The sequence below is a fragment of the Mesocryomonas lacus genome (genome assembly GCF_055730105.2).
Genome location: NZ_JBUZWF020000003.1, coordinates 761,084 through 787,590, shown reverse-complemented (window position 1 = coordinate 787,590; position 26,507 = coordinate 761,084). Strand labels below are relative to the sequence as shown.

General features: G+C 67.0%; 24 protein-coding genes. 9 read left to right on the top strand and 15 right to left on the bottom strand.

Features of this window, described 5'->3' with window-relative positions; genetic code table 11:
- Positions 1–108: 108 nt before the first annotated feature.
- The 11 genes from ACZLZQ_RS13400 to ACZLZQ_RS13350 all read right to left on the bottom strand — a co-directional run bounded on the left by ACZLZQ_RS13400 (position 109) and on the right by ACZLZQ_RS13350 (position 13,004).
- A complete protein-coding gene (locus ACZLZQ_RS13400; RefSeq protein ID WP_472949764.1) occupies positions 109–1,200 on the bottom strand; it encodes an ABC transporter ATP-binding protein in 1,092 nt (363 codons plus the stop codon).
- Between the two features lie 11 nt (positions 1,201–1,211).
- Entirely contained in the window at positions 1,212–2,051 is an 840-nt protein-coding gene (locus ACZLZQ_RS13395) for a carbohydrate ABC transporter permease (protein ID WP_472949763.1), read from the bottom strand.
- 2 nt (positions 2,052–2,053) lie between these two features.
- The gene (locus ACZLZQ_RS13390) at positions 2,054–2,986 is read right to left on the bottom strand and encodes a carbohydrate ABC transporter permease (RefSeq protein WP_472933999.1); all 933 of its coding nucleotides are present in this window, start codon (positions 2,984–2,986) and stop codon (positions 2,054–2,056) included.
- A 91-nt stretch (positions 2,987–3,077) separates the two neighbouring features.
- The gene (locus tag ACZLZQ_RS13385; RefSeq protein ID WP_472949762.1) at positions 3,078–4,337 is read right to left on the bottom strand and encodes an ABC transporter substrate-binding protein; all 1,260 of its coding nucleotides are present in this window, start codon (positions 4,335–4,337) and stop codon (positions 3,078–3,080) included.
- Between the two features lie 78 nt (positions 4,338–4,415).
- Positions 4,416–5,585: a PLP-dependent transferase gene (locus ACZLZQ_RS13380; RefSeq protein ID WP_472949761.1), complete on the bottom strand. Its 1,170-nt coding sequence runs from the start codon at positions 5,583–5,585 to the stop codon at positions 4,416–4,418.
- Positions 5,582–6,286, bottom strand: a complete 705-nt coding sequence (locus tag ACZLZQ_RS13375) for a FadR/GntR family transcriptional regulator (RefSeq protein WP_472934002.1) — start codon at positions 6,284–6,286, stop codon at positions 5,582–5,584. Before ACZLZQ_RS13375 ends, ACZLZQ_RS13380 begins: the two co-directional genes overlap by 4 nt.
- A gap of 245 nt (positions 6,287–6,531) precedes the next feature.
- The gene (locus ACZLZQ_RS13370) at positions 6,532–8,127 is read right to left on the bottom strand and encodes an ABC transporter ATP-binding protein (protein WP_472949760.1); all 1,596 of its coding nucleotides are present in this window, start codon (positions 8,125–8,127) and stop codon (positions 6,532–6,534) included.
- Between the two features lies 1 nt (position 8,128).
- Positions 8,129–8,941, bottom strand: a complete 813-nt coding sequence (locus ACZLZQ_RS13365) for an ABC transporter permease (protein WP_472949758.1) — start codon at positions 8,939–8,941, stop codon at positions 8,129–8,131.
- Between the two features lie 4 nt (positions 8,942–8,945).
- On the bottom strand, positions 8,946–9,938 hold the full coding sequence (locus ACZLZQ_RS13360) for an ABC transporter permease (RefSeq protein WP_472949930.1): 993 nt from the start codon (positions 9,936–9,938) through the stop codon (positions 8,946–8,948).
- A 49-nt stretch (positions 9,939–9,987) separates the two neighbouring features.
- Positions 9,988–11,292 carry an NAD(P)/FAD-dependent oxidoreductase gene (locus ACZLZQ_RS13355; protein WP_472949757.1) on the bottom strand — a complete coding sequence of 435 codons (1,305 nt, stop codon included), beginning with the start codon at positions 11,290–11,292 and terminating at the stop codon, positions 9,988–9,990.
- Between the two features lie 125 nt (positions 11,293–11,417).
- Entirely contained in the window at positions 11,418–13,004 is a 1,587-nt protein-coding gene (locus ACZLZQ_RS13350) for an ABC transporter substrate-binding protein (protein WP_472949756.1), read from the bottom strand.
- Positions 13,005–13,276: 272 nt separating this feature from the next.
- Between ACZLZQ_RS13350 and ACZLZQ_RS13345 the strand changes: the two genes are divergently transcribed.
- A complete protein-coding gene (locus ACZLZQ_RS13345) occupies positions 13,277–14,464 on the top strand; it encodes a M20 metallopeptidase family protein (protein WP_472949755.1) in 1,188 nt (395 codons plus the stop codon).
- Between the two features lie 46 nt (positions 14,465–14,510).
- Here the strand turns inward: ACZLZQ_RS13345 and ACZLZQ_RS13340 are convergent, their stop codons facing one another.
- Complete coding sequence (locus ACZLZQ_RS13340) at positions 14,511–15,422, bottom strand: homocysteine S-methyltransferase family protein (RefSeq protein ID WP_472949754.1); 912 nt, start codon at positions 15,420–15,422, stop codon at positions 14,511–14,513.
- Here ACZLZQ_RS13340 and ACZLZQ_RS13335 point away from each other — a divergent pair.
- Complete coding sequence (locus tag ACZLZQ_RS13335) at positions 15,422–15,571, top strand: hypothetical protein (protein ID WP_472949753.1); 150 nt, start codon at positions 15,422–15,424, stop codon at positions 15,569–15,571. The genes ACZLZQ_RS13340 and ACZLZQ_RS13335 overlap by 1 nt on opposite strands.
- Positions 15,572–15,606: 35 nt before the next feature.
- Here ACZLZQ_RS13335 and ACZLZQ_RS13330 read toward each other — a convergent pair whose 3' ends face one another.
- The 3 genes from ACZLZQ_RS13330 to ACZLZQ_RS13320 all read right to left on the bottom strand — a co-directional run bounded on the left by ACZLZQ_RS13330 (position 15,607) and on the right by ACZLZQ_RS13320 (position 19,180).
- The gene (locus ACZLZQ_RS13330) at positions 15,607–16,278 is read right to left on the bottom strand and encodes a class II aldolase/adducin family protein (RefSeq protein WP_472949752.1); all 672 of its coding nucleotides are present in this window, start codon (positions 16,276–16,278) and stop codon (positions 15,607–15,609) included.
- 66 nt (positions 16,279–16,344) lie between these two features.
- Positions 16,345–16,986: a dihydroxyacetone kinase subunit DhaL gene (dhaL, locus tag ACZLZQ_RS13325; RefSeq protein ID WP_472949751.1), complete on the bottom strand. Its 642-nt coding sequence runs from the start codon at positions 16,984–16,986 to the stop codon at positions 16,345–16,347.
- 61 nt (positions 16,987–17,047) lie between these two features.
- Positions 17,048–19,180: a bifunctional sugar-binding transcriptional regulator/dihydroxyacetone kinase subunit DhaK gene (locus tag ACZLZQ_RS13320; protein WP_472949750.1), complete on the bottom strand. Its 2,133-nt coding sequence runs from the start codon at positions 19,178–19,180 to the stop codon at positions 17,048–17,050.
- Positions 19,181–19,344: 164 nt separating this feature from the next.
- On the opposite strand from ACZLZQ_RS13320, the gene ACZLZQ_RS13315 reads away from it, so the two are divergent.
- The 7 genes from ACZLZQ_RS13315 (at position 19,345) to ACZLZQ_RS13285 (ending at position 26,414) form a co-directional block, all read left to right on the top strand.
- A complete protein-coding gene (locus ACZLZQ_RS13315; RefSeq protein WP_472949749.1) occupies positions 19,345–20,829 on the top strand; it encodes an ABC transporter substrate-binding protein in 1,485 nt (494 codons plus the stop codon).
- 428 nt (positions 20,830–21,257) lie between these two features.
- Complete coding sequence (locus tag ACZLZQ_RS13310; protein ID WP_472934013.1) at positions 21,258–22,166, top strand: carbohydrate ABC transporter permease; 909 nt, start codon at positions 21,258–21,260, stop codon at positions 22,164–22,166.
- Positions 22,167–22,170: 4 nt separating this feature from the next.
- Positions 22,171–22,998, top strand: a complete 828-nt coding sequence (locus tag ACZLZQ_RS13305; protein WP_472934014.1) for a carbohydrate ABC transporter permease — start codon at positions 22,171–22,173, stop codon at positions 22,996–22,998.
- A gap of 4 nt (positions 22,999–23,002) precedes the next feature.
- Positions 23,003–23,287 carry a hypothetical protein gene (locus ACZLZQ_RS13300; RefSeq protein ID WP_472949748.1) on the top strand — a complete coding sequence of 95 codons (285 nt, stop codon included), beginning with the start codon at positions 23,003–23,005 and terminating at the stop codon, positions 23,285–23,287.
- 5 nt (positions 23,288–23,292) lie between these two features.
- Complete coding sequence (locus ACZLZQ_RS13295; RefSeq protein ID WP_472949747.1) at positions 23,293–24,369, top strand: ABC transporter ATP-binding protein; 1,077 nt, start codon at positions 23,293–23,295, stop codon at positions 24,367–24,369.
- A gap of 1 nt (position 24,370) precedes the next feature.
- Positions 24,371–25,459, top strand: coding sequence for an ABC transporter ATP-binding protein (locus tag ACZLZQ_RS13290; protein WP_472949746.1), 1,089 nt, complete (start codon positions 24,371–24,373; stop codon positions 25,457–25,459).
- Between the two features lie 10 nt (positions 25,460–25,469).
- Positions 25,470–26,414 (top strand): carbohydrate kinase family protein, encoded by a 945-nt coding sequence (locus ACZLZQ_RS13285; protein WP_472934018.1) that lies wholly within the window; start codon positions 25,470–25,472, stop codon positions 26,412–26,414.
- The last annotated feature ends 93 nt before the right edge of the window (positions 26,415–26,507 follow it).

Sequence of the window (26,507 nt, the reverse complement as noted above, 5' to 3'; positions counted from 1 at the left end):
CCCTGATCCCCCTCAATGTGTACCGCGATTTTGTCCTGTTCGAATGCCGGCATTCTCTCCGCGCGGCAGATACCCTGCCCCGACAGCCGGCATGGTGCCTGGCGACGGTCAGTTGAGCCGGTGTCCGGACTTGGAGTCGAACAGATGGAGCTTGTCGGCCGGCAAGGTCATCTTCACCGTGTCGCCGGTCCGGAGGCCAATGCGGCCAAGATGGAAAGCCTTCAGCGAGGTATCCCCGAAATGGGCGTGGACGATGGCCCCCATGCCGGTCGGCTCCACCAGTTCCACCGGGCAGACCATGCCGCCCGGTGCCCCACCGCCGGCGACCTCGCCGACGAGGACATGTTCGGGCCGGATGCCGATGGTGAGCTCCAGGCCCTCGGCCACCGCCAGCGGCCGCAGCAAGGCGATGCGGATGCCGGGGGCCACATCGAGGGCGGCGCCGCCCGCAGCATCGCTGCGGTAGCGGCCGTGGAAGAAGTTCATCGCCGGCGAGCCGATGAAGCCGGCGACGAAGCGGTTGGCCGGCCGTTCGTAGAGGTCGAGCGGCGTGCCGATCTGCTGGATATAGCCGCCATCCATCGCGACGATCCGGTCGGCCAGCGTCATCGCCTCGATCTGGTCGTGGGTGACGTAGATCGAGGTCGCGCCGAGGCGCTGGTGCAGCTTCTTGATCTCGGCGCGCATCTGTTCGCGCAAGCGCGCGTCGAGGTTGGACAGCGGCTCGTCGAACAGGAAGGCCTGCGGCTCGCGCACGATCGCCCGGCCCATCGCCACGCGCTGGCGCTGGCCGCCCGACAACGCTTTCGGCCGCCGCTCGATCAGCGGCGTCAGGCCGAGGATGTCGGCGGCGTTGGAGACCGCGCTTGCGATCTTCTCCTTGGCGGCTTTGCGCAGCCGCATGCTGTAGCTCATATTGCCGGCGACGGTCATGTGCGGATAGAGCGCGTAGGATTGGAACACCATGGCGAGGTTCCGGTCCTTCGGCTCGAGGTCGTTGACGCGTTTTCCGCCGATCAGGATGTCGCCGGAAGAGACCTCGTCGAGCCCGGCGATCATCCGCAGCAGCGTGGACTTGCCGCAGCCGGACGGGCCGACGAGGACGACGAACTCGCCCTTCTCGATCGACAGGTCGACCGAATGCAGCACGGCGACGGTCCCGAAGGATTTCTGGACGGCGCGGATGTCGATGGCAGCCATGTTGGTTCTCCTCAGCCCTTGACCGCGCCGGCCGTCAGGCCCTGCACGAGGAAGCGCTGGATCATGAGGAAGAAGAGGACGGCGGGGATCAGCGCGAGGACGCCGGCAGCCATCATCTGCCCGAAATTGACGCCGAACTTCGAGACGAAGGACAGGAGCCCCACCGGAAACGTGCTGGCATCGGTCTTCGAGATCAGCATCAGCGCGAACAAGAGTTCGCTCCACGCGGCGGTGAAGACGAAGCCGAGCGTCGCCGCCATGCCGGGCAGCGTCAGCGGCACGATGATCTGGCGAAACGCGGTGAAGCGGCTGGCGCCGTCCATCTGCGCCGCCTCCTCCAGCTCCTTCGGGATCGCGTCAAAGAAGGACTGCATCAGGAACACTGCGAAGGGGACGTTGAAGGCGGTGTAGACCACGACGAGGCCGGTCAGGCTGTTGGTCAGGCCGAAGGGCGTCAGCATCTTGAAGATTGGCGCGATCAGCATCACCAGCGGAAACATCTGCGTCACCAGCATCAAGGCGATCAGGAAGAATTTGCCCCGAAAGAGGAAGCGCGACATGGCGTAGCCGGCGCCTGCCGCGATCAGCGTCACCAGCACGGCGGTCGACAGCGAGACGATCAGGCTGTTGCGGAAGAACAGCGGGAAGCTCGAATGCTGCAGGACGAAGCTGTAGTGCTCGAAGCTCGTCGCCGAGGGCCAGAGCCGCACGCCCTCGCTGTAGAGCAGCTTGTTCGGCGTCAGCGAGACCTTCAGGAGCCAGTAAAGCGGGAACAGCGCGAAGGCGATGAAGGCGAGGATCGCGGTGCGGTGGGCGAGCATACCGGCGATGCGTTTCGTGCGGGAAGCCATGGTCAGGACCTCGCCAGCAGCGTCTGCCGCAGGACGACCAGCAGCAGCGAATAGATCATCAGGAGCACCAGCAGCACCAGCGCGATCGCCGAGGCATAGCCGAAATCGAGCCGGCGGAAGGCGGTGGTGAAGATGTAGCTCGCGACGATCTGGGTGCGGTCGGCCGGGCCGCCATTGGTCATGACCACGATGAGGTCGGCGAAGTTCGCGACCCAGACCGTGCGCAGGAGCACGGCGATGGCGATGGTCGGCGCGAGGAACGGCAAGGTGATCGCCCGAAAGCGCTCGAGCGGGCCGGCGCCGTCGATCGCCGCAGCCTCGTAGATATCCTTCGGGATCGACTGGAGGGCGGCGAGCAGCGTGATGGCGAAGAAGGGGATGCCCCACCAGACATTGGCGATGATCGGCCCCCACATCGCATGGTCGGGATCGGCAAGAATGTTCACCGGCTGGTCCATCAGGCCGAGCGCCGTCAGCCAATGCGGTATCGGGCCGACCACCGGGTTGAACAGCCAGGCCCAGTCGAGGCCGGACAGGAAGCTCGGCACCGCCCAGGGCAGGAAGACCAGCGCCTGCGCGACACCCCGCCCGGCAAACGGCACGTTGAGGAGAAGCGCGAGGATGAGGCCCAGCGTGAACTGGAAGAAGACCGAGGTCGCCGTCCAGAACACCGTGTTCTCGAGGGCGAGGAAGAAATCCTCGTCGTTCCAGAGCTTGGCGAAATGCTGCAGGCCGACGAAGCCGCCACCGAACGGGTTGAGCAAGCGGATATCGCGGAAGGCGTAGGTGATGCCGATCACCAGCGGCACCAGCATCACCGTGACGATCAGGATCACCGCCGGCGCGGTGTAGAGATAGGGCTCCAGCCGGGCGCCGAGGCGGCGGCCGGTCGGTCTGTCGGGGCTCGCGCCGGGGGATTGGCCGATGGCGGTCATCTCGTCTCTTCAGTTGGCACGGGCGGAGCCCCCACCAATGGAGGCTCCCGCGAAGGCGGCACGCGGCGGCTCGCGCCGCGCGCCGGTCGAACTACTGCGCCATCTGCTTCTGCTTGGCGGCGGTGAGGTAGTCCGCCCAGGTCTTGGCGAGATCCTCGGGCGTCGTCGCGCCGAGCAGCGCCTCCTGGCTGGTCTTGATCACCAGCGAGTCCTTGAAGAAGGCGAACTCCTCGAGATCGGTCGGCATCATCGTCGGCACGACGTTCGGATCCGACAGTTCCTCGAACCAGCCCTTGAACTTCTCCTGCGCGTAGAACGGATCCTGCTCCGCCGCCTTATGCACCGGCAGCGCCCCGGTGCGCTTGTTCCAGGCGATGTTGCCCTCCGGTCCTTCCAGCGTCTCGATCAGCTTCCAGGCGAGATCCTTGTTGGCGCTGGCCGAGAACATCGACCACCCTGCATATCCAATCGTCGGGAAGGTCTTGCCGGATGGGCCTTTCGGCATCGGCGCGACGCCATACTCCTCGGCCGACAGGTGCTCGTCGATCGAGATCAGCGCGTCGGGATCCTGGTCGAGCATGGCGCAGGTGCCGGAATAGAAGCCCGCGACGATCTCGTTGAAGCCCCAGTTGATCGAATCCTTCGGGGCATAGCCCTTCTTGTAGAAGTCGGTGAGGTAGGCGAGCCCCTTGACCCAGCCGGGCTCGGCGAAGGTCGAGGTGCCGTCTTCCTTGAAGAAGGTGTTGTCGCCATTGGCGATGGCGCCGAACATCACCCAGCCGTTCAGCCCGCCGGGGCCGCCGCGCAGGCAATAGGCCGATTTCCCCGGCAGCTTCGAGATCTTCTCGGCGGCCGCGGTGAACTCGTCTAGCGTCGCCGGCGGCGCCTCGACGCCGGCCTCCTTGAACAGCTTCTTGTTGTAGAACATGGCGCGGAGATAGAAGCCGTAGGGCAGCGTGTAGGCGGTGTTGTCGACGGCGCGGCCGAACTGCAGCGCGCGGTCGTTGAGGCCGGCGGTGTACTGCCAGTCCTTGAGGTAGGGCTCGAGATTCTCCAGCGCGCCGTTCTTGGCGTAGAGCGCCAGCCAGGTGTCGGGCATCTCGACGACATCCGGCGTCTCCCCGGCGGAGACCATGGTCGCGAACTTCTCGAAAGCCTCGCCCCAGGGCAGCGAGGTGATCTCGACGGTGGTGCCGGGATTGGCGGCCTCGAAGGTCTTCACCAGAGTCTGCAAGGTCTCAGTGCGCTCGGGGCTGGTGATGACCTCGGTGAGTTTCAGCACCGTCTGCGCCTGGCCCGCGCCGATGAGGCAAGTGGAGAGGAAAGTCGCCGTCAGGAGTATCTTGAGCATCGCGTCATCCTTCTTGTCTGGCCGGTCTCATGCCGGGCACGGGTTGATCTGGTCTCAGGCAGAAAGCGGCGACGTCCCTCAGAGCGTCGCGTGGTCGATGGCGGCGGCAAGGTCGCGCCAGAGCGTGTCCGCGCCCTCCAGCCCGACATGCAGCCGCACGGAATTCTCGTGGATGCCGAAGGCGACGGCGGAGTTCGGCGCGGCCGCCTGGGCCCGAACCACCCTCCCCGGCACGACCAGGCTTTCGTGCCCGCCCCAGCTGACGCCGAGGCTGAACACCGAAAGCCGGTCGCTGAAGGCCGGGATGTCGATCCCGTCCTTGAAGATGAAGGAGAACAGGCCTGACGTGCCGGTAAGTCCCGCCGGCAGGCTGTTGGCGAGGCCCGGATGCTGCACCGATTCCACCGCGGGGTGCTCCAGCAGCCGCTGCGCGAGATCCAGCGCCGCGCTCTCGTGCGCCTTCATCCGGATCGGCAGAGTGCGCAGGCCGCGGATCAGCAGCCAGGCGTCGAAGGGCGACAGCTTGCCGCCGAGATAGGGCAGCGTCGCCGAGCGGATCTCACCGATATGCGCCGCCGAACCCGCGACGACGCCGGCCACCACGTCGGAATGGCCGCCGAGATATTTCGAGGCCGAATGCAGCACGATGTCGACGCCGAGCGCGAGCGGGTTCTGGAAGATCGGCGAGGCCCAGGAATTGTCGATGACCGTCATCACGCCGTGGGCGCGGGCGATCCCGGCCAGAGCGCCGACGTCGTGCACGTCCATCACCCAGCTGGTCGGGCTCTCCATGTAGAAGAGTTTCGCACCGGGCATCGCGGCGGCCACCGCTGCCTCGTCGCGGCCGTCGACATAGGTCACCTCGATCCGTAGGCGCTTCAGCAGCGTCTCGAACAGACGGTAGGCATCGGGATAGACGTGGCGGACGCAGACGATGCGCTCGCCCGGCTCGACGAAGGTCAGGACGGTCGAGGAGATCGCCGCCATGCCGCTGGCAAAGCCCAGCGCATCCTCGGCGCCCTCGAGCGCGGCGATCTTTTCCTCGAAGATCCGCACCGTTGGGTTAAGACCACGCGAATAGGTCGGCCGGACCTTCAGGCCGCGGTAGGTTTCCTCCATGTCCTGGTAGGACGAGAAGGTGAAGAGCGAGGTCTGGACGATCGGCGGGACGACCGCCTCATAGGGGTTCGGCTCGTCATGCGCCACAATGAAGGCGGCGTCGGCGGCGGAAAAGGCGCCATCGTTCATAGGGACATGTCCTTGATATCCTCCTCGACGATGTCGAGGATCGCGAGCGTCTTCTCGCGCGCGAGCGCGGGGTTGCCGCCGGCGATCGCCTCGAACAGCTCGCGGTGGAAGGGAAAGGACCGGCGCGCGAAATCCGGCCGGTCGAAGGGTTTTGCGAAGAAGTGCTCGAAGGCCTCGCGCATCTGTTCCAGCAATTGGCGGAACATCGGATTGTGCGTGGCGTCGTAGATCGAGAGATGGAAGGCGAGATCCTCGCGGCCGGCCGTCCCCTTCTCCAGATGCACCCGCTCCATTTCCTCAAGCTTCGCGCCGAGATCGGCGATGTCGTCCGCATCGGCGCGCTTGGCTGCCAGCATGCTGGCCTCCACCTCCAGCCCGCGGCGAACGTCCAGCGTCTGCAGCAGCGCATCCCGCTGGTGCAGGGCGTCGAAGGACAACGGCATGTGGATGGTCGACGGGGAGACAACCCGCAGCAGGAAGGAGCCGCTTCCCTTGCGCGTCTCGGCGATGCCGAGCGCCTGGAGATAGCGCATCGCCTCGCGGGCGGTGGAGCGGCCGATGCCGAGCGCCTCCATGATCTCGCGCTCGGTCGGCAACCGGTCGCCCGCCCCGAGCCCGGACTTCGCAATAAAGTCGGCAAAGGCCGAAACGACGTCCTTGACCCGGTCGGACCGCGGCAGACGGGAGAGATTGTTCAGCACGGCACCCCTCCCCAGCCCCAAAAGTTGTCTGACATCTGACGTCTGTCAGGTTGATAAGTCAAGCGGGTGGTTCGCGTCGTCTGAGGGGGATTTCACGGTGCCATGACGGGAATAGAACGAGACGGCTTTCAGCCGGTCCTACGTCGTGGGGCGACAAGCCAACCGTCAGTAGCCCTTTCGCTGCGACAGGGGCCGCTGCGGCGCGCAGCCACGGTGGCGCTGCCTCGTGTGCGTCAGATTAAGCGCTACAGCGCCGCGCGGTAGCGCTCCAGCCAGCCGATCTCCATCCGCGGCACCGCTTTGAGCAGCCGGTCGGTATAGTCGTCGAAGGGCGGCGACAGCACCGTCTGCTTCGGGCCTGACCGGACGATCTTGCCTTGGTGCATGACGGCGACACTGTCGGCGATCGCCTCGACGATGGCGATGTCGTGGGTGATGAAGAGGTAGGAGACCGAGCGCTCGGCCTGCAGCCGGGCTAGAAGGCCGAGGACGCCGGCCGCGACCAGCGGATCGAGCGCCGAAGTCGGCTCGTCGCAGACGATCAGTTCGGGCTCGGCGGCCAGCGCGCGGGCGATGCAGACGCGCTGCTTCTGCCCGCCGGAGAGCTCGGCCGGATAGCGTTCGGCAAGGCTTGCCGGCAGTTCCATCTCCGCCAGCAGAGACAGGACTTTTGCCCGGCGCGCAGCGCCCCGCAGACCGGAATAGAAGGTCAGCGGCCGGCCGATGATCTCGCCGATGCTCTGGCGTGGATTGAGCGAGGTGTCGGGGATCTGGTTGACGATCTGGATCTTGCGCAGCGCCTCCTTGCTGCGCCTTCGCAACGCCGGATCGAGCACGGCGCCATCATAGCGCAAGGAGCCGCTCGACGGCGGGAGAAGCCCCATGATCACCCGCGCCAGCGTCGACTTGCCCGAGCCGGACTCGCCGACGACCGCCAGCGTGCGGCCACGCCCGACGGCAAGGCTGACGCCATGGAGGACCTTCGAGGAACCATAGGCGGCGTCGAGCTGCTCGACCAGGAGAAGATCCAAGGCGGTCTCGGTCGCGCCGGGACGCGCGGCCTGCCGGACGGCGACGAGGTCGCGGGTGTAGGGTTCTGCGGGGCGGTTGACGATCTGGTCGGCGCTGCCGAGCTCGACGGTCTTCCCCTTGCGCAGGACGAGGATGTCGTCGGCGATCTGCGCGACGACGGCGAGATCGTGCGAGATGTAGAGCGCCGCAGTTCCTGTCTCCTTCACCGCCTGCTTCATCGCCACCAGCACCTCGATCTGGGTGGTGACGTCAAGCGCCGTCGTCGGCTCGTCGAAGACGATCAGCGCCGGCTTGCGGCAGAGCGCCAGCGCCGTCATCGCCCGTTGCAGCTGGCCGCCGGAGGCCTGGTGCGGGTAGCGGTCGCCGAAGGTCGCGGGGTCCTGCAGCGCGAGCAAGCGGAAGAGCTCGGTCGCGCGCGCCACGGCCTCCCGCCGGCTGAGCTGGCCGTGCCAGAGCGAGGCCTCGATGATCTGCGCCATCAGCGTCTGCGCTGGGTTGAACGCGGCCGCGGCCGACTGCGCGACGTAGGCGACGGCGTTGCCCTGGAAGTCGCGGAGCGCTGCCGGCGACATGCGGCCGAGCTCGGCACCCTTAAAGGCGATGCTGCCGCCGGTGATCGCCAGCCCTTCGCGCTGGTGGCCGATGGCGGCGAGGCCGATGGTCGACTTGCCGGCGCCGCTCTCGCCGATGAGGCCGAGCACCTTGCCCGGCGCCAGGTCGAACGAGACCCGGTCGACGATGACCGTGCCGTCCTGCGCCTTGCCGGAGACGGCACGGATTTCGAGGTCGCGAACGCTGAGCAAGCTCATCTCAGCGTCCTCCCTTGGTGCTGCTGCTGCGGTTGATCAGCCAGTCGACGACGAGATTGACGGCGACAGCGAGGATGGCAATGGCAAAGCCCGGGATCAGCGCCGAGGTGATGCCGAACAGGAGGCCGTCCTTGTTCTCGCGCACCAGGGCGCCCCAGTCGGCCGCCGGCGGCTGGATGCCGAGCCCGATGAAGGAAAGCGTCGAAAGGAAAAGGACGGCATAGGCGAAACGCAAGCCTAGTTCGGCCAGCAGTGGCGACAGAGCGTTCGGCAGGATCTCGCGAAAGACGATCCAGGCCCAGCCCTCGCCGCGCATCCGCGCCACCTCGACATAGTCGGCGACGACGAGGTCGCCAGCGATCGACCGGCTCACCCGGAACACCCGCGTCGCCTCCAGCACCGCCATCACCGCGATCAGCACAGTCGTCGTCTTCGGCAAGATCGACAACACCACCAGCGCGAAGATCAGCGTCGGGATCGACATCAGGACGTCGTTCAGCCGTGACAGCAGCTGGTCGACCCAGCCGCCCATGGCGGCCGCGAGAAAGCCGAAGACCGTGCCGCCGACGAAGGCGAGGACCGTAGCCGCGGCGGCGATGACGAGGGTGATCTGCGCCCCGAAGATCAGCCGCGACAGGAGATCGCGGCCGAGCGTGTCGGTGCCGAGCGGGGCGGCGGCGGAAGCGGGCTCCCAGACGCCGCCGATCGGCTGGTAACCGGGATGCGGGGCGATCAGCGGCGCCAAGACGGCGACGAGGACGAAAAGGCCAAGGACGATCAGCGCGAGCGCGGCGGAAAGGGTCAGACGGGGCATCGGCTCACCGCTTCAGGCGCAGGCGGGGATTGACGAGGATCGTCAGGATGTCCGCCACAAGGTTCAGGCCGATGTAGATCGCCGCGAACACCAGGCCGCAAGCCTGCACCACCGGGACGTCCCGCTTGGTGACGTGGTCCACCATGTACTGGCCCATGCCGGGGTAGACGAAGATGATCTCGACCACGACGACGCCGACGACGAGGTAGGCGAAGTTCAGCATCACGACATTGATGATGGGGCCGAGCACGTTCGGCAGCGCGTGCCGCAAGACGATTCGCCAGGGCGGCAGGCCCTTGAGCTTCGCGGTCTCGATGTAGGGCGCCGACATCACGTTGATCAGCGCCGCGCGGGTCATCCGCATCATGTGGCCGAGGACGGCGAGGACGAGCGTCAGGCACGGCAGCAGCACCGCTTCCAGCCGGTCGACCAGCGGCATGCCGTCGAACACGAGGGAATTGGTTGGCAGCCAGTTCCACTGCACCGCGACATAGGCGATCAGGAGGTAGCCGACGAAGAACTCCGGCAGCGAGATCGCCGCGAGCGTCACGATGTTGATGAAGCGGTCGAGGAAGCGGTCGCGGTAGAGGACGGACACGCCGCCCAGCACCAGCGCCAGTGGCGTTGCGACGATCGCGGCAAAGCCGGCGAGAAACAGCGTGTTCTGCAGCCGCGGCCAGAGGCTGGCGGCGATCTCCTGGCGGTTGCTGGTGCTGATGCCGAGATCGCCCTGGACGATGCCGCTGAGCCAGTGCGCATAGCGCAGCAGCGCCGGCTGATCGAGGCCGAGCGTCGCGCGGATGGCGGCCACGGCCTCGGGCGTCGCCTGCTGGCCGAGCATGGCGGTGGCGACATCCCCCGGCAGGATCTGCGTGCCCGCGAAGATCAGCAGGGACACCGCCAGCAAGGTCAACAGGCCGAGGCCGACGCGGCGAATGATCAGCCCGGCGATCCCCGTCGAGCGGTCGCGCCGCCGGGCGTCTGGCGCGGCGGCCAGTGCGACGCTCTGGCTGTCGATGTCGATCACTTGTGGCCTCTCTGCTCGCTCAGGCTCTCGCCGAAAAGCGCTGAAAATCGAAATGGCGGGCCTCGGACGGCAGTGCCCGATCGAGCACGATGTCGGCTGTGAGCCGCGCGGCCCCTTGGCTCAACCCGAAACCATGACCGGAGTAGCCGGTCGAAAGCACCAGTCCCGGCACCTGTCCCACCCGGGAAATGACAGGAATGGCGTCCGGTGTCACGTGGGCATAGCCGCCCCAGGTCTCGGACACCTCGGCCTTGCCGAGCGCCGAGAGGTGTTGGTTCATCATCGCCTTCACTCCGTCGACGATCGCCTGCGAGGGGATGGGATCGAGCGTGCGCTCCCGGCGGAACGGCGACGGCCCCTTCTTCTTCCACCAGTTCTCGTAGCCGAGTTCGCGAAAGAACCGCCGGCCGAGGCGCAGTTTTACGTCACCGCGCTGCTGCAGCAATGAGGGCAGGAAGTCGCGAAAGAACCTCAGATTATCGGGCACGATGTCGGCGATGTACTGCCCGCCTTGCTCGATCGAATAGCGGCCATCGTCGCAGCGGCGGATGCAGAGGCCGGGTATCCAGAGCGCCGCATCGGGTCCACCCAAAGCCACGTCGGACTTGGCCATCGAGACGCGCGCCTTCAGCTGCGGCAGGCGGACGCCGAGCGGGCGGACGAACATCGAGGACCAAGCACCGGCCGCAACGACCACGGTCGAGGTCGCGACGCGGCCCTTTTCCGTCACCACGGCGGAAACCGCGCCCGCCGCGGTCTCGATCCCCTCCACAGCGCAGTGGTCGAGGACGGTGACGCCGAGCGAGCGCGCATGCCGGGCGATCATCGGGGCCGCGCGCTGCGGCTCCGCCCGGCCGTCGCTCGGGGTGAACAGCCCGACGGGGTAGCTGTGCTCGAAGCCGGGGGCCTTTTCGGCGATCTCCCGCCGGCCGATCACTCTCGTCTGCAGCCCGCACTCCCGCGCGCGGTCGATCCAGGCCTGATAAGGAGCAAGCTCGCTCTCGTCGCGGAAGGCATAGACGCTGCCACATTGGCGGAAACCGGTATCGCCCGAGATGCGGGCGTCAAGGCTGTTCCAGGCGGCAAGGCTCTTGATCGACAGCTCGACCTCGCGGACGTCCCGCCCTTGCTGGCGCACCCAGCCGGCATTGCGGCTCGACTGCTCGCCGGCCAGGACACCCTTCTCGCAGACGACGCAGGAAATCCCGGCCTCGGCGAGGTGCATCGCCGTTGTCAGGCCGATGATGCCGCCGCCGACGATAACAACATCGGCGCGCCCGGGAAGCGCGGCGTCGGTCTCGACGCTCAGGATTTTCGGAGCCATGGAGCCTTTCGGGGAGACAGGCGTGAGATCTGCGCGGCAAGGCCCGCCGCCGTCACCAGCACCGGGCCTTGCGCGAAGAAAGGGAGCGGCGAAGGCCCAAAAGCCGTCGCCGCATTCCCGTCCGATCAGGCGTTGAACCAGACCTTCTCCGGCAGGCGGTAGCCGCAGAGGTCGCCGCCGCCGGGCACGCTGGTGACGCCCGACAGCTTGGTCGACGACGCCACCTTCAGGTCGGAGAAGGCCGGGATGATCTCGCCGCCGTCCTCGACCAGCATCAGCTGCAGGTCGTGGTAGATCTGCTTGCGCTTGGTCTCATCGAACTCCGACCGCGCGGCGATCAGCTTGGCGTCGAAGTCGGGCCGCTTCCAGACGGTCTCGTTCCACGGCGCGTCGGACTTGAACACCAGCGACAGCATCGCGTCGGCCGTCGGCCGCATCGACCAGTTCGACGCGCAAAACGGCTTCTTCATCCAGACCTCGTCCCAGTAGCCGTCGCTCGGCACCCGGTTGACCTGAATGTCGATGTCGGCGGCCTTGGCCGAAACCTGGAAGAGCTGGGCCGCATCGACCGCGCCGGGGAAGCCGTTGTCGGAGGCCGACAGCTCGAAGGCGCCGGCAAAGCCCGACTTCTTCATGTGGAAGCGGGCCTTGTCCGGGTCGTAGGCATTCTTCGGCAGATCGTCGGAATAATACTTGTTCCAGGGCGCGATCGGGTTGTCGTTGCCGACGGTGCCGATGCCGCCCATGACGGTCGCGACCATCGCCTCGCGGTCGATGGCGTATTTCAGCGCCTTGCGGACGTCGTCATTGTCGAACGGCGCGGCGTTCATCCGCATTGGAAAGGTGAACATCGTGTTTGCCGGCGACGTCGTCAGCGCGATCGAAGGCAGCGACTGGATCCGCGAGATCATCCGCGGCTCGACGCGGTTGATCGCGTGCACCTGCCCGCTCATGACCGCGGCAAGCCGTGCGGTCGCGTCGTTCATCGCGATCGTCTCGCAGCTGTCGACATGGCCGCGGGCCGGGTTCCAGTGGCTGTCGAAGCGCGAGGTCAAGGCGCGCACGCCCGGCTGGAAGCTTTCGAGCTTGAACGCGCCAGTGCCGATGCCCTTGGCGAAGTCGCCGCCGTCCGGGCCGATGCCGAGATGGTAGTCGGTCAGCGTCGCCGGAAAGTCGACATTGCCGGAATCGAGGGTGAAGACAACCTCGCCTGGCGCCGGCGAGGCCAGCTCGGTGATGGTCAGGAGCTGGCCCTTGGCACCCGAGCCGCTCTTCTCACCGCGGTGGTGGTTGATGGAGTAGATGACGTCGGCGGCCGTCAGCTCCTTGCCGTTGTGGAACTGCACGCCCTTGCGGATCTTGAAGCGCCAGGCCGAGCCGTCCGGCCGCACCGGCTCCCAGCTTTCCGCGAGCGAGGGCACCAGCGCGCCGGTGTCGTCGATCTCGACCAGCGTGTTGAACAGCTGGAAACCGACCGTGTACATGTAGGCTTCGGTGTAGAAGGCGGGGTCCAGGCTGTCGGAGCTGGAGGCGGTGTCGAGGCCGAGGATCAGATGGCCGCCCCGCTTCGGCGTCGAAGCCTCCTGCGCCAAAGCGGCCGAGAGCGCACTGCCGGACAGGAGCGCGCCGGCGCCGAGCATGGCGGAAGCTTTCAGGAGGCTACGCCGGCTCATGCCCGTGAAGAATGGACCGCTCTCGAATCTGTCCGTCATGCCGTGGTGCTCCTGCGTCTGAGATATCCGGCAGGGATAGCGTTCGCCCGGCCCGGCCGAAAGGGAAGAAATACTCAATTCCGTGTGGTTTTGGGCCGACAGACGCCAACATGGCGAAAAAACAGAAAGCCGCAAAGGACACGGCATGAAGGTCTCGTGAAGCCGACAGGTGCGGCAGACGCTCTCGCGGTGGCGCTTGAAAAACGGTAGGCGCTGTCTGGTGCGAGGGATCTTGCGGTCCCTCCCCGCCACTTGCCGCCGAAGGAATCACCATGCTTGCCAACAGCCTGAGCTCGAAGATCGAGGAAATCACCGCGTCGATCGCCCCCGACCTCGTCGCCATCCGCCGGGACATCCACGCCCATCCGGAGGTCGGGTTCGAAGAGGTGCGGACCGCAGGCATCGTTGCGGACAAGCTGGCGGCGCTCGGCATTTCGGCGCGCTCCGGCATCGGCCGCACCGGCGTCCTCGGGCAGATCGACACCGGCCGGCCCGGCCCCCACCTCCTGATCCGCGCCGACATGGACGCGCTGCCGATCCACGAGCAGACGGGGCTTGGCTTCGCCAGCACGATCGAGGGCAAGATGCACGCCTGCGGGCACGACCTGCACGTGGCGACCCTCCTCGGTGTCGCCGAGGTCATGGAACGGCTGAAGGACGAGTTGTCCGGGCGCATCAGCTTCATGTTCCAGCCGGCCGAGGAGACGTCGGACAGCGGTGCGGCGGCGATGATCGCCGATGGTGCGCTCGATGGCGTCGACATGGCGCTTGGCTTCCACAACCACCCCGACGAGGCGGTCGGCAGCTTCAGCTACACGCCCGGCATTTCCAACGGATCCTCAGACGAGTTCAGCATTCTCGTCACCGGCACGTCCGGCCACGCCGCGCGGCCGCAGCATGCCTGCGACCCCATTGTGGCGGCGGCGACGCTGATCCTGCAGCTGCAGACGGTCGTCGCCCGCGAGGTCGACCCGATGCACCCGGCTGTGCTGACCATCGGCGGGATCGAGGGCGGGCTCGCCCACAACATCATTCCCGACAGCTGCCGGCTGATCGGCACGGTGCGCACGCAGCACCCGAAAAACCGCGACCTGATCGAGCAGGCGATCCTCAGGATCTGCGCCGGCGTCTCGGCGTCGATGCGGGTCGACTGCCGGCTCGACATGGTGCGCGGCGTGCCCTCGCTCGTCAGCGACGAGACGCTGCTGCGCGCGACGGTAAAGAGCATCACCGAGCATTATGGCGACGTCGTCCACGCCCGGCCGGCCTCGCTCGGCGCGGAGGATTTCGCCCTCGTCGGCGCCAAGGTGCCGGCCTTCCAGCTCGGCGTCGGCGCGCAGACGCCGGGCCGCGACGACAGGCTGCACAATTCGGACTACCAGCCGGACGAGCGCTGCATCGGCTACGGCGTCGTCGGCCTGTCGCTCGCCGCCTTCGACCTGCTGCGTCCCACGGCCTGACCTTCAGTAGGCCGGCATTGCCGGCCTCCTCGCTCTTGCCCGGCTTTCAGCCCGGAAAGGCCTCGCGGACGCAGTGGATGTGCTCGTGGCCGATGCCGCAGCAGCCGCCGACGATCGAGGCGCCCTTCTCGACCCACTCCGCCGCCATGCCGGCATAGCGCCGGGGCTCGAGATCGCCGCGCAGCTCGGTCAGCGTCTCGTTGGCAACCTCGTCGTCCGCCTTGACCTCGAAGGCGTTGGCATAGACGCCGATCCGGACGTCCGGGCGGGCGGAACCCAGCACCGCGGCGGCGACCCTGACGGCTTCCGCCATGATTTCCGGCTGGCTGCAGTTGAACAGCATCGCCACCGCCGGCGACTGCGCGAGCCACTCGGCCGCAGCCTTCACCGTCTCGCCCGAGCGCAGCTTCGGCGTGCCGTGGCCGGCGGACTCCTCGTCGAGGGTGAAAGAGATCCAGACCGGCTTGCCGCTCGCCGCCACCGCATCGCAGACCGCCTGGCCCTCGGCGATCAGGCTCAGCGTCTCGCCGAGCCAGAGGTCGACATGCGGGGCAAGGCCGGGAACGAGCCGGCTGAGATAGCTGGGCGCGAGCGCTGCATCGAAGTTTTCCGGCTCGTACGAGCCGAACAGCGGCGGCAGCGAGCCGGCGACCTGGACCCGCCGCTCCGGAAAGGCATCGGCGGCGGCGCGCGCCAGCCGACCGGCGCGGTCGGCGAGCATCGTCGCATCCCGGTCGAACCGCTCCTGCCCGATGTGAAACGGCACCAGCGCATAGCTGTTGGTGGTGACGATGTCGGCGCCGGCCTCGATGAAGACGCGGTGCACCTTCTCGACGATCTCCGGCTGCTCGATCAGAGCAAGCCCCGACCATTCGGGCTGGCGCAGCGTGGCGCCGAACGCCACCAGTTCGCGGCTCATGCCGCCATCGAGGACCAGAATATCGTGGGACACGCGCATTGACCTTCCTGTTTCTCGGCAAGGCCAAAGGCGCCTCGCCGGAGATGGGCGCAGCCTTCGACCGCTGCCCGGCATCGCCTGAGGTACGCCATGCCGTCGGCGCGCCGCAAGCGGACGGCGACCAGTTCCGCGGTCGCAGAACGCCCTAACGCCCTTGCCGAGCGTTCCGGATTGGGATCAACGGCTACGCCGTCGGCTTCGCCTGCAGGCCGTAGGCCCCGAAGCTCCTGAGAGTCTCCTCGATCTCCGCGTCGCCCAGAATGACCGGACCGTCCTTCAGCTGCAGGCTGTAGAAATACTGGCGGGCGATGGTCTCGAGCTCCACGGCGCGCCACATCGCCTTGTCGAGATCGGTGCCGAGGGCAATGCTGCCATGGTTGGCGAGGAGGCAGGCCGTACGGCCCTCCAGGGCCTTCAGCGCATGGGTGGAAAGCGCGGCCGTGCCGTAGACGGCGAAATCCGAGCAGCGCACGTCGTTGCCGCCGAAAGCGGCGATCATGTAGTGGCAGGCCGGGATGGCGAGGCGGCCGATCGACAGCGTCGTTGCGAAGGTCGGGTGCGCGTGCACGACAGCGTGGATCTCCGGCCGCTCGCGCAGGATGTCGCGGTGGAAACGCCATTCCGAAGACGGCCGGAGCGGCCCGTCGAACACCGCCACCGCGCTGTCGTCGATCGGCATCGAGGCCAGCATGTCCGGCCGCATCGCCTCATAGGACGTCGCGGTCGGGGTGATCAGCATGCGGCCCTCATGGCGGACCGAGATGTTGCCGGAGGTCCCATGGTTCAGCCCGTTGCGGTTCATCTCACGGCAGCAGTCGATGATATGCTGGCGCAATTCTGTCTCGGTCGTCGGCACTCTCGTCCTTTCCGGGATGTAGCTTGGCGCGACGGCCTTCCGCGCTGCCGCCGGGTGATACGCGGATCAGGCCGCGGCGAAATGCTCGGCCATGACGGCGATAATCAGCGCCGCCGACCGCGCGCCGGGGTCCATGTGGCCGAGCGCCCGCTCGCCGAGGCGCGCGGCGCGGCCCTTGGAGGCCGTCATCGCCTTGGTCGCCTCGGCGCCTTCCGAGGCCGCTGCGGCGGCCGCGCTAAGGCATGCTGCGAGCGGCTGGCCGGCGTCGCGGGCGGCCTGCGCCGCCTCGGCACCCGGCAGCCAGGCATCGGCCATGGTCTTCTCGCCGCGAACGACCTTGCCGCGTTCCTGGATGCCGCGCGCCATCGCGGCGACCGCATCGACCATGGCGTCGCGGTCGAGCACCGCTCTGCCCTTCACCGCCGCGCCCGCCCGCAGGAAGGCGGTGGCATAGAGCGGCCCGGACGAGGCGCCGACGGCGTTGAGGAAGGATTTCGCCGCGGTGTTGAACACCGCCGTCGGCTCGGCGTCGGGGTCGAGCCCCGCCAGCGCCTCGGTGACGGCGGCAAAGCCGATGCCCATGGTCACGCCGTGGTCGGCGTCGCCGATCACGCCGTCGAGCTGGCTGAGATGGTCCTTATGCTCCTCGATCATGTCGGCGATCGCCTTGAAAAGGGCGATCAGGTCGCGGGCGGCGATGTCGGTCACGTCAATTCTCCCAGAGGTCACGGCGAACGGGCTTCCGGCCCCGGGCCGCGCAGGCTCGGCCTCACCCCGCACGGAACATCGCACAGTCGCAAGGGTGGTCGAGAAGCGCAGTCAGCTCGTCGTCGAGATGGATCAGCGTCACCGACATGCCCGCCATTTCCAGCGAGGTGCAATAGGGACCGACAAAAGTCGCGTGCACGGCAATGCCGCGTTTGGCCAGCCGCTGCTGGACGCGGCGGTTGACGACGTAGAGCTCCATCAACGGCGTCGACCCCAGCGAGTTGACGAGCACCGCGACCTTGCCGCCCTTCTCGGTCGGCAACTCGGCGAAGATCCGCTCGAGCATGGCGTCGGTCACGGCGTCGGCGGTGCCGAGCGGCTCGCGGCGGATGCCGGGCTCACCATGGATGCCCATGCCGATCTCCATCTCGCCGTCACCGATCTCGAAATTATGGCGCAGAGTCTGCGGCAGCGAGCAGGGCGACAGCGCGACGCCGACGGTGAAGGTCAGGTCGTTGGCCTTGCGGGCGACCCGCTCGACCTCGTCGAGCGACGACATCCTGTCCGCGGCGGCGCCCGCCACCTTGAAGATGAAGAAGTTGCCGGCGACGCCGCGCCGCTGGTCTCGCTGGTCGCGCGGTGCCGAGGCGACGTCGTCGGTGGTCACCACCGTGCGCACCTCGATGTCCTCCATCGCGGCCAGTTCGGCGGCCATCTCGAAGTTCATGACGTCGCCGGCATAGTTGCCGAAGAGGTGCAGGACCCCGGCCCCACCGTCGGCCGCCTTGGTGCAGGCGAGGATCGGGTCCGGCGGCGGCGAGGCGAAGACGTTGCCGACGGCGCAGGCATCGGCGAGACCCTTGCCGACGAAGCCGAGAAAGGTCGGCTCGTGCCCCGAACCGCCACCGACGACGATCCCGACCTTGCCCTGGCGCGGCCCCTCGACCGCGACCAGCGCCCGCGGCGCGTCCGGCAATTGCCGCACGAGCTTTGGATGCGCCGTGACGATGCCCTCCAGCATTTCCTCGATGATGTCCTTCGGGTCGTTGATCAGTTTCTTGGTCTTCACGCCATTGCCTCCCAGCGCCTGCAGTTTCCGCGTTCCCCTCAATTGGCCGAGCGCCTCCGGCACGCCCTCCGCCTGGAGGATGCCGTGCCCGGTCAGCGCATCGGTGATCAGGATGTTGGCGTAGCGCCCGCGCAGCACGGCCAGAATCGCCGGAACCTTGTCCGCGCCGCCGGCCACCGCGATGCGGGTCCTGATCTTCAGCATGTCGGGCAGGCCGAGCCCGATCGTCCGGTCGTCGAGCTTGCCGGCGATCGGCCTACCGCGGTCGTCGATCAGCCGCCCGGCCAGCACCGCCGTCGCCCGGCTGGCGACGGGGTCGGCGATGTCCTCCGGCGTGATCAGCCCGCTCGCGTAGATCAGGCTGTCCGGCCGGGTCGTGCAGACGCCGAAAAGCAGCCTGTCGACGCCGCGCACCAGTGCGAACTGCTCGGCGAGGATCGTTTCCGCCATCAGGATCTCGCGCACCTCGGGGCTCGAGACCATGGCCGGCGCGGTGATGTTGATCGACCGGGCCCCGAAGGCCTGGGCGAGGCGCGAGACGCAGAGCTCCGGCGAGAAGTCGAACGTCGCGGTGAGGCCCCCGGTGACCTGGATCACCGAGACGTCCGGCACCTCGACCGGCGCCATCGACCTCGCCACGGCCATCACCGTCCGCCCCCAGGCGACGCCGATGCTGTCGCCGGGCTTGACGAGGCCCCGCAGCACCCGCGCGCCGGCGACGCCGAGCCGCTCGATCAGCGGCCGGCCGGCACCGGCGGCGGGGATGACGATGCAGGCGTCGAGCCGGAAATGCTGCTTCAGCGCCTCGGCGATCGAGAACTCGCCGAGGCGCGCGGGATCCATTGTCAGCGTGACGATGCCGCGGCTGCGGGCCTCGGCGAGATAGTTGTTCACCGTCGCGCGCGACACGCCCATGACCGCGGCGATGTCGTTCTGGGTCATGCCATCCTGGGCGTAGAGCCAGCCGGCCCAGAGCAGCGGATCGTCCTGGAAATGCAGCGGGATCACCTCGGCGGCGCGGCGCTCCCGGGGCGCCGGCAGAAATGCGCTCACCGCCGGAGCGGCCCCGCCGGGAGCCTTTCCGCTGTCGTTCTGTCGTGAGGGAAAACCATTGCGCCGAGCCATCTTGACATTTGTTGTAACCGATTTGAATATTGTCGCCAATAACTATTCGCGTCGCCGCACTGCAGCAACTGTCAAAGGTTGAGCACGGGGTGAATCGTGGAAATGAACTTCGTCAAGAAGTCGTACGGAAACGTTAGCAACTGCGGTTGCACTGGGAGGGTCTCATGAAGAATGTCCCAAATTCTGGGCACGGCATCATCTTGCCGCGCCGCACAATATTAAAGGGTGCAGCCGCGTTCGGACTGTCCGGCGCGCTGAGTGCACCGTTCATCAACAGGCTGAGCGCGCAGGAAGCGCATCCCTTGAAGGGCCAGTCGATCGAGATGAACATCCTCGGCATTGCCGGCTGGGTGCCCTCCTCGCTCGGCGTGAAGATGTCGCCGCTGTTCGCCGACTACGTGAAGGAGAAATACGGCTACACCGTCTCCTTCGCCTTCCAGGAGGCGCCGTTCTCCGACCTGTTCCAGAAGGCAGCGACCTCGCTCGTCACCAAGAGCCAGGAATTCAACATCATCATCTCGGATTCGCAGTGGCTCGGCGCGCTCGCCCAGCCCGGCTGGATCCTGCAGCTGAACGATGTCATTGCGGCCAACAAGGGCCTGCAGCTCGACTGGTACTCCAAGACCGTCGTCGACACCTACATGACCTATCCCGACGGCAGCAAGGACATCTGGGGCCTGCCGCAGGAGGGCGATGTCGAGGCACTGTTCGTGCGCAAGGACTGGCTGGAGGACCCGAAGGAGAAGGAAGCCTTCCAGGCCAAGTACGGCAAGCCGCTGCCGCAGACCTTCGAGGACTTCGAAGCCCTCACCATGGACGAGTTCGAGAAGGTGGCCGAGTTCTTCACCCGGCCGGACGAGCAGCGCTGGGGCTTTGCCCAGCAGTACAGCCGCGTCTACGACTTCGCGACCTGCGCGTTCAACAACTTCCTCTGGAGCCGCGGCGGCGAGCTCTGGGACCCGGCAACCGGCCAGATCGAGGGCGTTCTCAACACCCCGACCAACGCCGCCTCGCTGCAGGCCTTCAAGGACTGGCTGAAATACGCCCCGCCCGGCGCCACCAATATCGGCATTGCCGAGGGCATCGACGTCTTCGTGCAAGGCAAGGTGTTCTCGACCATCCAGTGGGCCGCCGTCGGCCCGGCGATGATCACCGAGGAGCTGAAGGGCAAGGTCCTCGTCGTGCCGCCGCCCAAGCACGGCACCGGCGAGGCCGCCAAGCGGATCTACTCCATGGGCGGCCAGCCCTGGGTGATCAACAAGTTCAACGACGAGACCAAGATGCGGGTCGCGATCGACTTCATGAACTGGTGGTACCAGCCCGACACCGCGCTGGAGTTCGCCAAGCGCGGCGGCAACCCCGCCGACAAGACGACGCTGTCGCGCGCCGACTTCAACGACATCAACCCGTGGAACCGCACCTACAAGTTCATGCTGGAAGACGGCCGCTCGCGCGATTTCTGGCACGACCCGAAATACTCGGAAATGCTGGCGGTGCAGCAGGAGGGCTACTCCTCCTTCGTGACGGGACAGTCGAGCGACCCGCAAGCCGTGCTCGACTACATCGCCTGCGCCCAGCAGCAGATTCTCTACGACTCCGGCACGTCGAAGACGGCACCGGGGGATTCATGCGCGATGACGTCGCTGTAAGCGCGGCATCGACAGCCGCGACATAGAGGGCGGGCGGGGCCTGGTGCCCCCGCTTGCCCCGGGCCTCTGGCCTCTGGCCTCCGGCCTCCGGAAGCATGGCAGCCACCTCTCAGTTTCGTCATCCCGGGCTTGACCCGGGATCCATTCCAAATCGCCTGAACTGCCAGGTCGGCGCCTTGCTGCGGCTCACCTGACCCGGACTACGGCGGTCGCCGTGGTTGGCATGGATCCCGGGTCAAGCCCGGGATGACGAAATTGAAAACCCGGCGCCACGATCTGCTGCCACTCCGGCAGCACCACGAGACATAAACCTCGCCGCCATCCGGCCGCGAGGCCCACACCAAAGCCTACGCAGGACCGCCAAAGCGGTCGGCGCCTCACCACCGCCGCCTCACCCCCGCCGCCGCAGCCGGTCCACGGAGAAGCCCATGCCCCGCCTCGCCCGCCTGTTCGACGACCGCAAGACGCTGGTGGCGACGCTGCTCGCACCGGTGCTGATCTTCTTCATCGTCTTCAACACCATTCCGACGCTGTGGCTGCTCGGTCTTTCCTTCTACAACTTCTCGCTGACCGGCGGGGTGCCGCCCGAATTCGTCGGCTTCCGCAACTTTATCCAGATCTTCAATTCTAAGAACGCCATCTGGTACGACCTGTCGCGCACCTTCACCTTCGTGCTCTTCGGCGTCACCATCCAGACGCTCCTCGGGGCGGCGCTCGGCTTCCTGTTCTGGGGATCGAAGCAGATGCCCGGGCGCCGGCTGGCGCTGACGCTCCTGTTCGCGCCGATGGTGCTGACGCCGGTCGCCACCGGCACCTTCTTCCGCTTCATCTACGATCCGACCTTCGGCGTCCTCAACGCCATGGCGAGCGGCCTGTTCGACATCGGCCCGATCGACTTCCTCGGCAATCCGAGGATCGCCTTCTGGGCGGTGCTGGCGGTCGACTGCTGGATGTGGACGCCGTTCATGACGCTGATGACGCTGGCCGCCCTCGGCTCGGTGCCGAAAGCCGAGCTGGAGGCCGCCGAGATCGACCGCGTCCCGTTCTTCCGGCGGCTGAGCCTGGTGATCTGGCACCACGGCAAGTTCATCCTCATGCTCGGCATTCTTCTCAGGACCATCGACAGCTTCAAGACGCTCGACCTGATCATCCCGATGACCAAGGGCGGGCCGGGCCAGCAAACCCGCCTCGTCGCGCTGGAGCTCAACAAGCAGGCCTTCGAGAGCTTCAACATGGGCTGGTCCTCGGCCTATTCGGTGCTGCTGCTCTTGATCTCCATCGCCATGACCAGCGTCTTCATCTTCGTTCTCAATCTTCGACGCCGGCGGGAGGGCTGAGCCGATGAGCCGCATCCGCGAATGGGCCTATTATGCCGGCCTCTGGGCGATCTCGCTGTTCTTCTTCGCGCCGATCGCCTGGATCGTGCTGGCGTCGTTCAAGACGCGCACCGACATCCTGGCCATGCCGCCGAAACTGATCTTCTCGCCGACGCTCGAGAACTACGTCGCTTTGTTTCAGCGCGACTCGCTGTTCCTGCAGATCGGCAATTCCATTGTCCTGTCGCTCGGCGCGGTGATCATCGCCGTCTTCGTCTCGTTCCTCGCTGCCTTCTGCTTCTCGCGCTTCAAGCCGAAGGGTACCGACTTCCTGATGTTCCTGCTACTGTCGATCCGCATGCTGCCGGGCCCGGCGGTGATCCTGCCGGTGTTCCTGATGTACGTCGCCTTCGGCTGGAAGGATTCGCACCTCTGGCTGATGCTGTTCTACGCGATGTTCTCGATCCCCTTCTCGGTCTGGATCCTGAAGGGTTTCCTCGACGGCGTGTCGACGCGCTTCGACGAGACCGGCATCGTCAATGGCGGCTCCTGGTTCCACGTCATCTTCAAGGTCGTGCTGCCGCAGGTCCGGCCCGGCCTCATCGCCGCCTTCATCTTCAACCTGATCTTCGTGTGGAACGAGTTCCTGTTCAACTTCATCATTGGCGGCGTGACGACGCAGAATATTCCCTATGCGCTGGCGGTCGGCACCTATGCCGACGGCGGCGTCAACTGGACCTTCATCTCGGCGATGACCTCGATCTACATTATCCCGCCGATCCTCTTCATCTACATCTTCCAGAAATACCTGCTCGTCGGCATGACCTTCGGCACGGTTCGTGGCGAGGTCTGAGGCCATGAAGCATGCAAGAAGCTTTCCCGAGCGGCTGGAGACGACGCTGATCCTCGGCCTCGTGATCGGCATCCTGCTGATCGCCCAGCGCTACAACCTCACCCTCTACAAGGTCGGCCTCAGCATCCTCGTCGTCTCGACCCTCCTGCAGATCGCCGTCGGCAACCTGAAGAAGGACGCCTCCACCGGCCGCAGCCTCTATTTCATCGCCAAGGTGCTCGTGGTCGTCGCGGTCGTCTTCGGCGTCGGCATCCTTCTGGTGCCGTACTTCTCCGTGATGGGCCGGTAACCGCGATGTCGCTCACCTTCCAGTCCGTCACCCGCAGCTTCGGCGCCAAGAAGGCGCTCGATGCCTTCACCCTCGCCGTCGAGCCGGAGAGCTTCACCGTCATCTGCGGCCCGCCACATGCCGGCAAGTCGGTGCTCTTCCGCATCCTCGTCGGCCTCGACAAGCCCGACAGCGGCCGCATCCTGCTCGGCGGCCGCGACATCACCGACGCGCCGCCGGCGCAGCGGCCGATCGGCTACGTGCCGCAGAGTTTTGCGCTCTACCCGCACCAGACGGTGGCCGAGAACATGGCCTATCCCCTCACACTGGCGAAGGTCGCCAAAGACGAGATCGCCGTTCGGGTCGACCGCACCGCCGGCATCCTGTCGATCACCCATCTTCTGAAGAAGACGCCGGACCAGCTGTCGGGCGGCGAGAAGCAGCGCGTCGCCGTCGCCCGCGGCCTTCTGAAGAACGCCGAGATCTTCGTCCTCGACGATCCGCTGGTCGGCCTCGACTACAAGTTGCGCGAGCGGCTGATGGAAGAGTTGAAGAGCCTGCGCCAGGAGCTGAAGGCGACCTTCCTCTATGCGACGTCGGACAGCCTGGAGGCGCTGACCATGGCGCAGCGGCTCGTCGTGATCGACGAAGGCCGCGTCGTCCAGCACGATACGGCGATCGCCGTCTACGACCGGCCGGCGCACGCCCGCTCGCTTGACCTCATCGGCTTTCCGCACGCCAACCTCATCCCCGGAAAGGCCGCCGCCGGGACGGTCGAGGCCGGCCCCTTGCGCTTTCCCGCCGCCACTGCCGACGGCGCGGTGATCGCCGGTCTTCGGCCGGAAGCGGTGCGCCTCGTCCCTCGCCCCAGCGGGTCCGGCGGGGCGCTCGATGTCGAGGCCCGCGTCACGCTGGTCGAAAACCTCGGCGGCGAGGCGGTGGTCTATCTCGATGCCGGCGGCTTCCCGCTGACCGCGACGCTGCCGCTGTCCGGCGCCGTGCCGCCGCAGCTCGGGGATGCCGTGACGCTGCAGGTCGATCCCGCCGACATCATGCTCTTCGACGGCGCCACCGGCCGCCGCCGCGACGAGAGGATTGCCTGACATGGCCGAGATCGTCATCGAGCACGTCACCAAGCGCTTCGGCGCCTTCACGGCCGTCAATGATATCGACATGCGCTTTGCCGATGGCGAGGTCGCCTGCCTGCTCGGCCCCTCCGGCTGCGGCAAGACCACCTTGATGCGCATGCTGGCCGGGCTGGAGAGGCCGACGAGCGGCCGCATCCTGTTCGGCGGCCGCGACGTCACCCGGCTGCCGCCGCGCAAGCGCGATGTCGGCATGGTGTTCCAGTACCCCGTGATGTACCCGACACTCTCGGTTGCCGAGAACATCGGCCTGCCCATGCTCTACGACCGCGGCGTTTCCGCCACCGAGCGCCAGCGCCGGGTCGACGAGGTGCTGGATGTCCTCGACATCCGCCCGCTTGCCGGCGCCTTCATCGAGGATCTCGATGCCGGCTCGCGGCAGAAGGTCGCCGTCGGCCGTGCCGTCGCCCGGCAGTCGCAGATCGTGCTGTTCGACGAGCCGACGACGAACGTCGAGGTCAACGCGAAACTGCAGTTGATCCGCGCCTTCAAGCTGGTGACCCAGCGGCTGCGGCAGACCATCGTCTACGTCACCCACGACCAGACCGAGGCGATGACGCTCGCCGACCGCATTGCGCTGATGAAGGACGGCCGCATCCTGCAATACGACCGGCCGCAGGTGCTCTACAACGAGCCGACCTCGGAGTTCGGCGGCTGGTTCCTCGGCAATCCCGGCATGAACTTCATCGCCGCGACCGTGCGGAACGGCGAGGTCCACGCGCCGATCCTCGGCCAGCCGCTGACGGCGCCCGGCAACCTGCCGCGGGCGGCGAAGATCACCGTCGGCATCCGGCCGGAGCTCGTGCGCATGGACGGCGCGGCCTCGCCCGGCAGCGTGCCGGCGACGCTCGTCGACCAGGCGATCGGCATTGCCGGCCGCTACCTCACCAAGGCCCGCATCGGCGCCGGCGACAGCGCCGGCACTTCGACGGAGATCAAGGTGAACACCGAGCGCCGCCCGCCGGCCGAGCTCGGCGGTACCGTCCACCTCTCGGTCCCTCGCGATCGGCTGATGCTGTTCGCCGACGGCCGACGCTTTCCCGCTTGAGAGATCACCCATGCGCTACGACGTCTCCGTCATCGGCCTCTACATCCTCGACGTGCTCGGCCGCCCGGTCACCCGCATCCCCGACCGCGGCAATGTCGAGTTCATCGAGGAGATCCGGCTGACCGTCGCCGGCACCGCCGGTGGCGTCGTCGTCAACACCGCCAAGCTCGGGCTGAACAGCCTTGCCGTCGGCGCGGTCGGCAATGACGAGAAGGCGGACTTCGTCCTCGGCGCGATGGCAAGGCTCGGCATCGACACCTCGGCCATGCAGCGCCTCGACGGCGTGCCGACCTCGGCGACGATCCTCAACGTGCGCCCGAACGGCGACAGGCCGGCCCTCCACCAGCGCGGCGCCTCCGACCATTTCGACCTCGCGACAACAGCCTATGACCAGGTCTTCGACGCGCCGATCGTCCATCTCGGCGGCACCGGTCTGTTGCGCACCCTCGACGGCGCGCGGAGCGTGACGCTCCTGCAGGAAGCCAAGCGCCGCGGCTGCACGGTGACCTTCGACCTCATCGCCGCCAGCGCCGAGACGGCCGGCCTCGTCCTGCCGCTGCTGCCCTACATCGACTACTTCATGCCCTCGATCGAGGAGGCGCAGGACATGTCCGGCCAGACGGGCCCGGAGGACTGCGCCGCCTTCTACCTCGAGAAGGGCGCGCAAACTTGCGTCTTCACGCTCGGGGGCGACGGCGCCTACTACGCCAGCGCCGATGGCACGCGGCTGAAGGTACCGGCCTACAAGATCGACGTGGTCGACACCACGGGCTGCGGCGACGCCTTCGATGCCGGCTTCATCACCGCCTTGCACCACCAGATGAACCCTGAGGACGGCGTCCGCTTCGCGCAGGGCGTCGCCGCCCTCGTCGCCGGCGGCCTCGGCTCGGATGCCGGGGTCCAGTCCTTCGCACACACACAGGAGAAGGTGTCCGCCTGGCTCGCCTCGGCGTGAAGCGAGGGCGCAATTGGTGATCGCGGCTCCGTCGCCCTTGCGCCCAGACGATGCTCGGTTATCGTTGCCTGCGAATACAGGCGCATAGCAGGG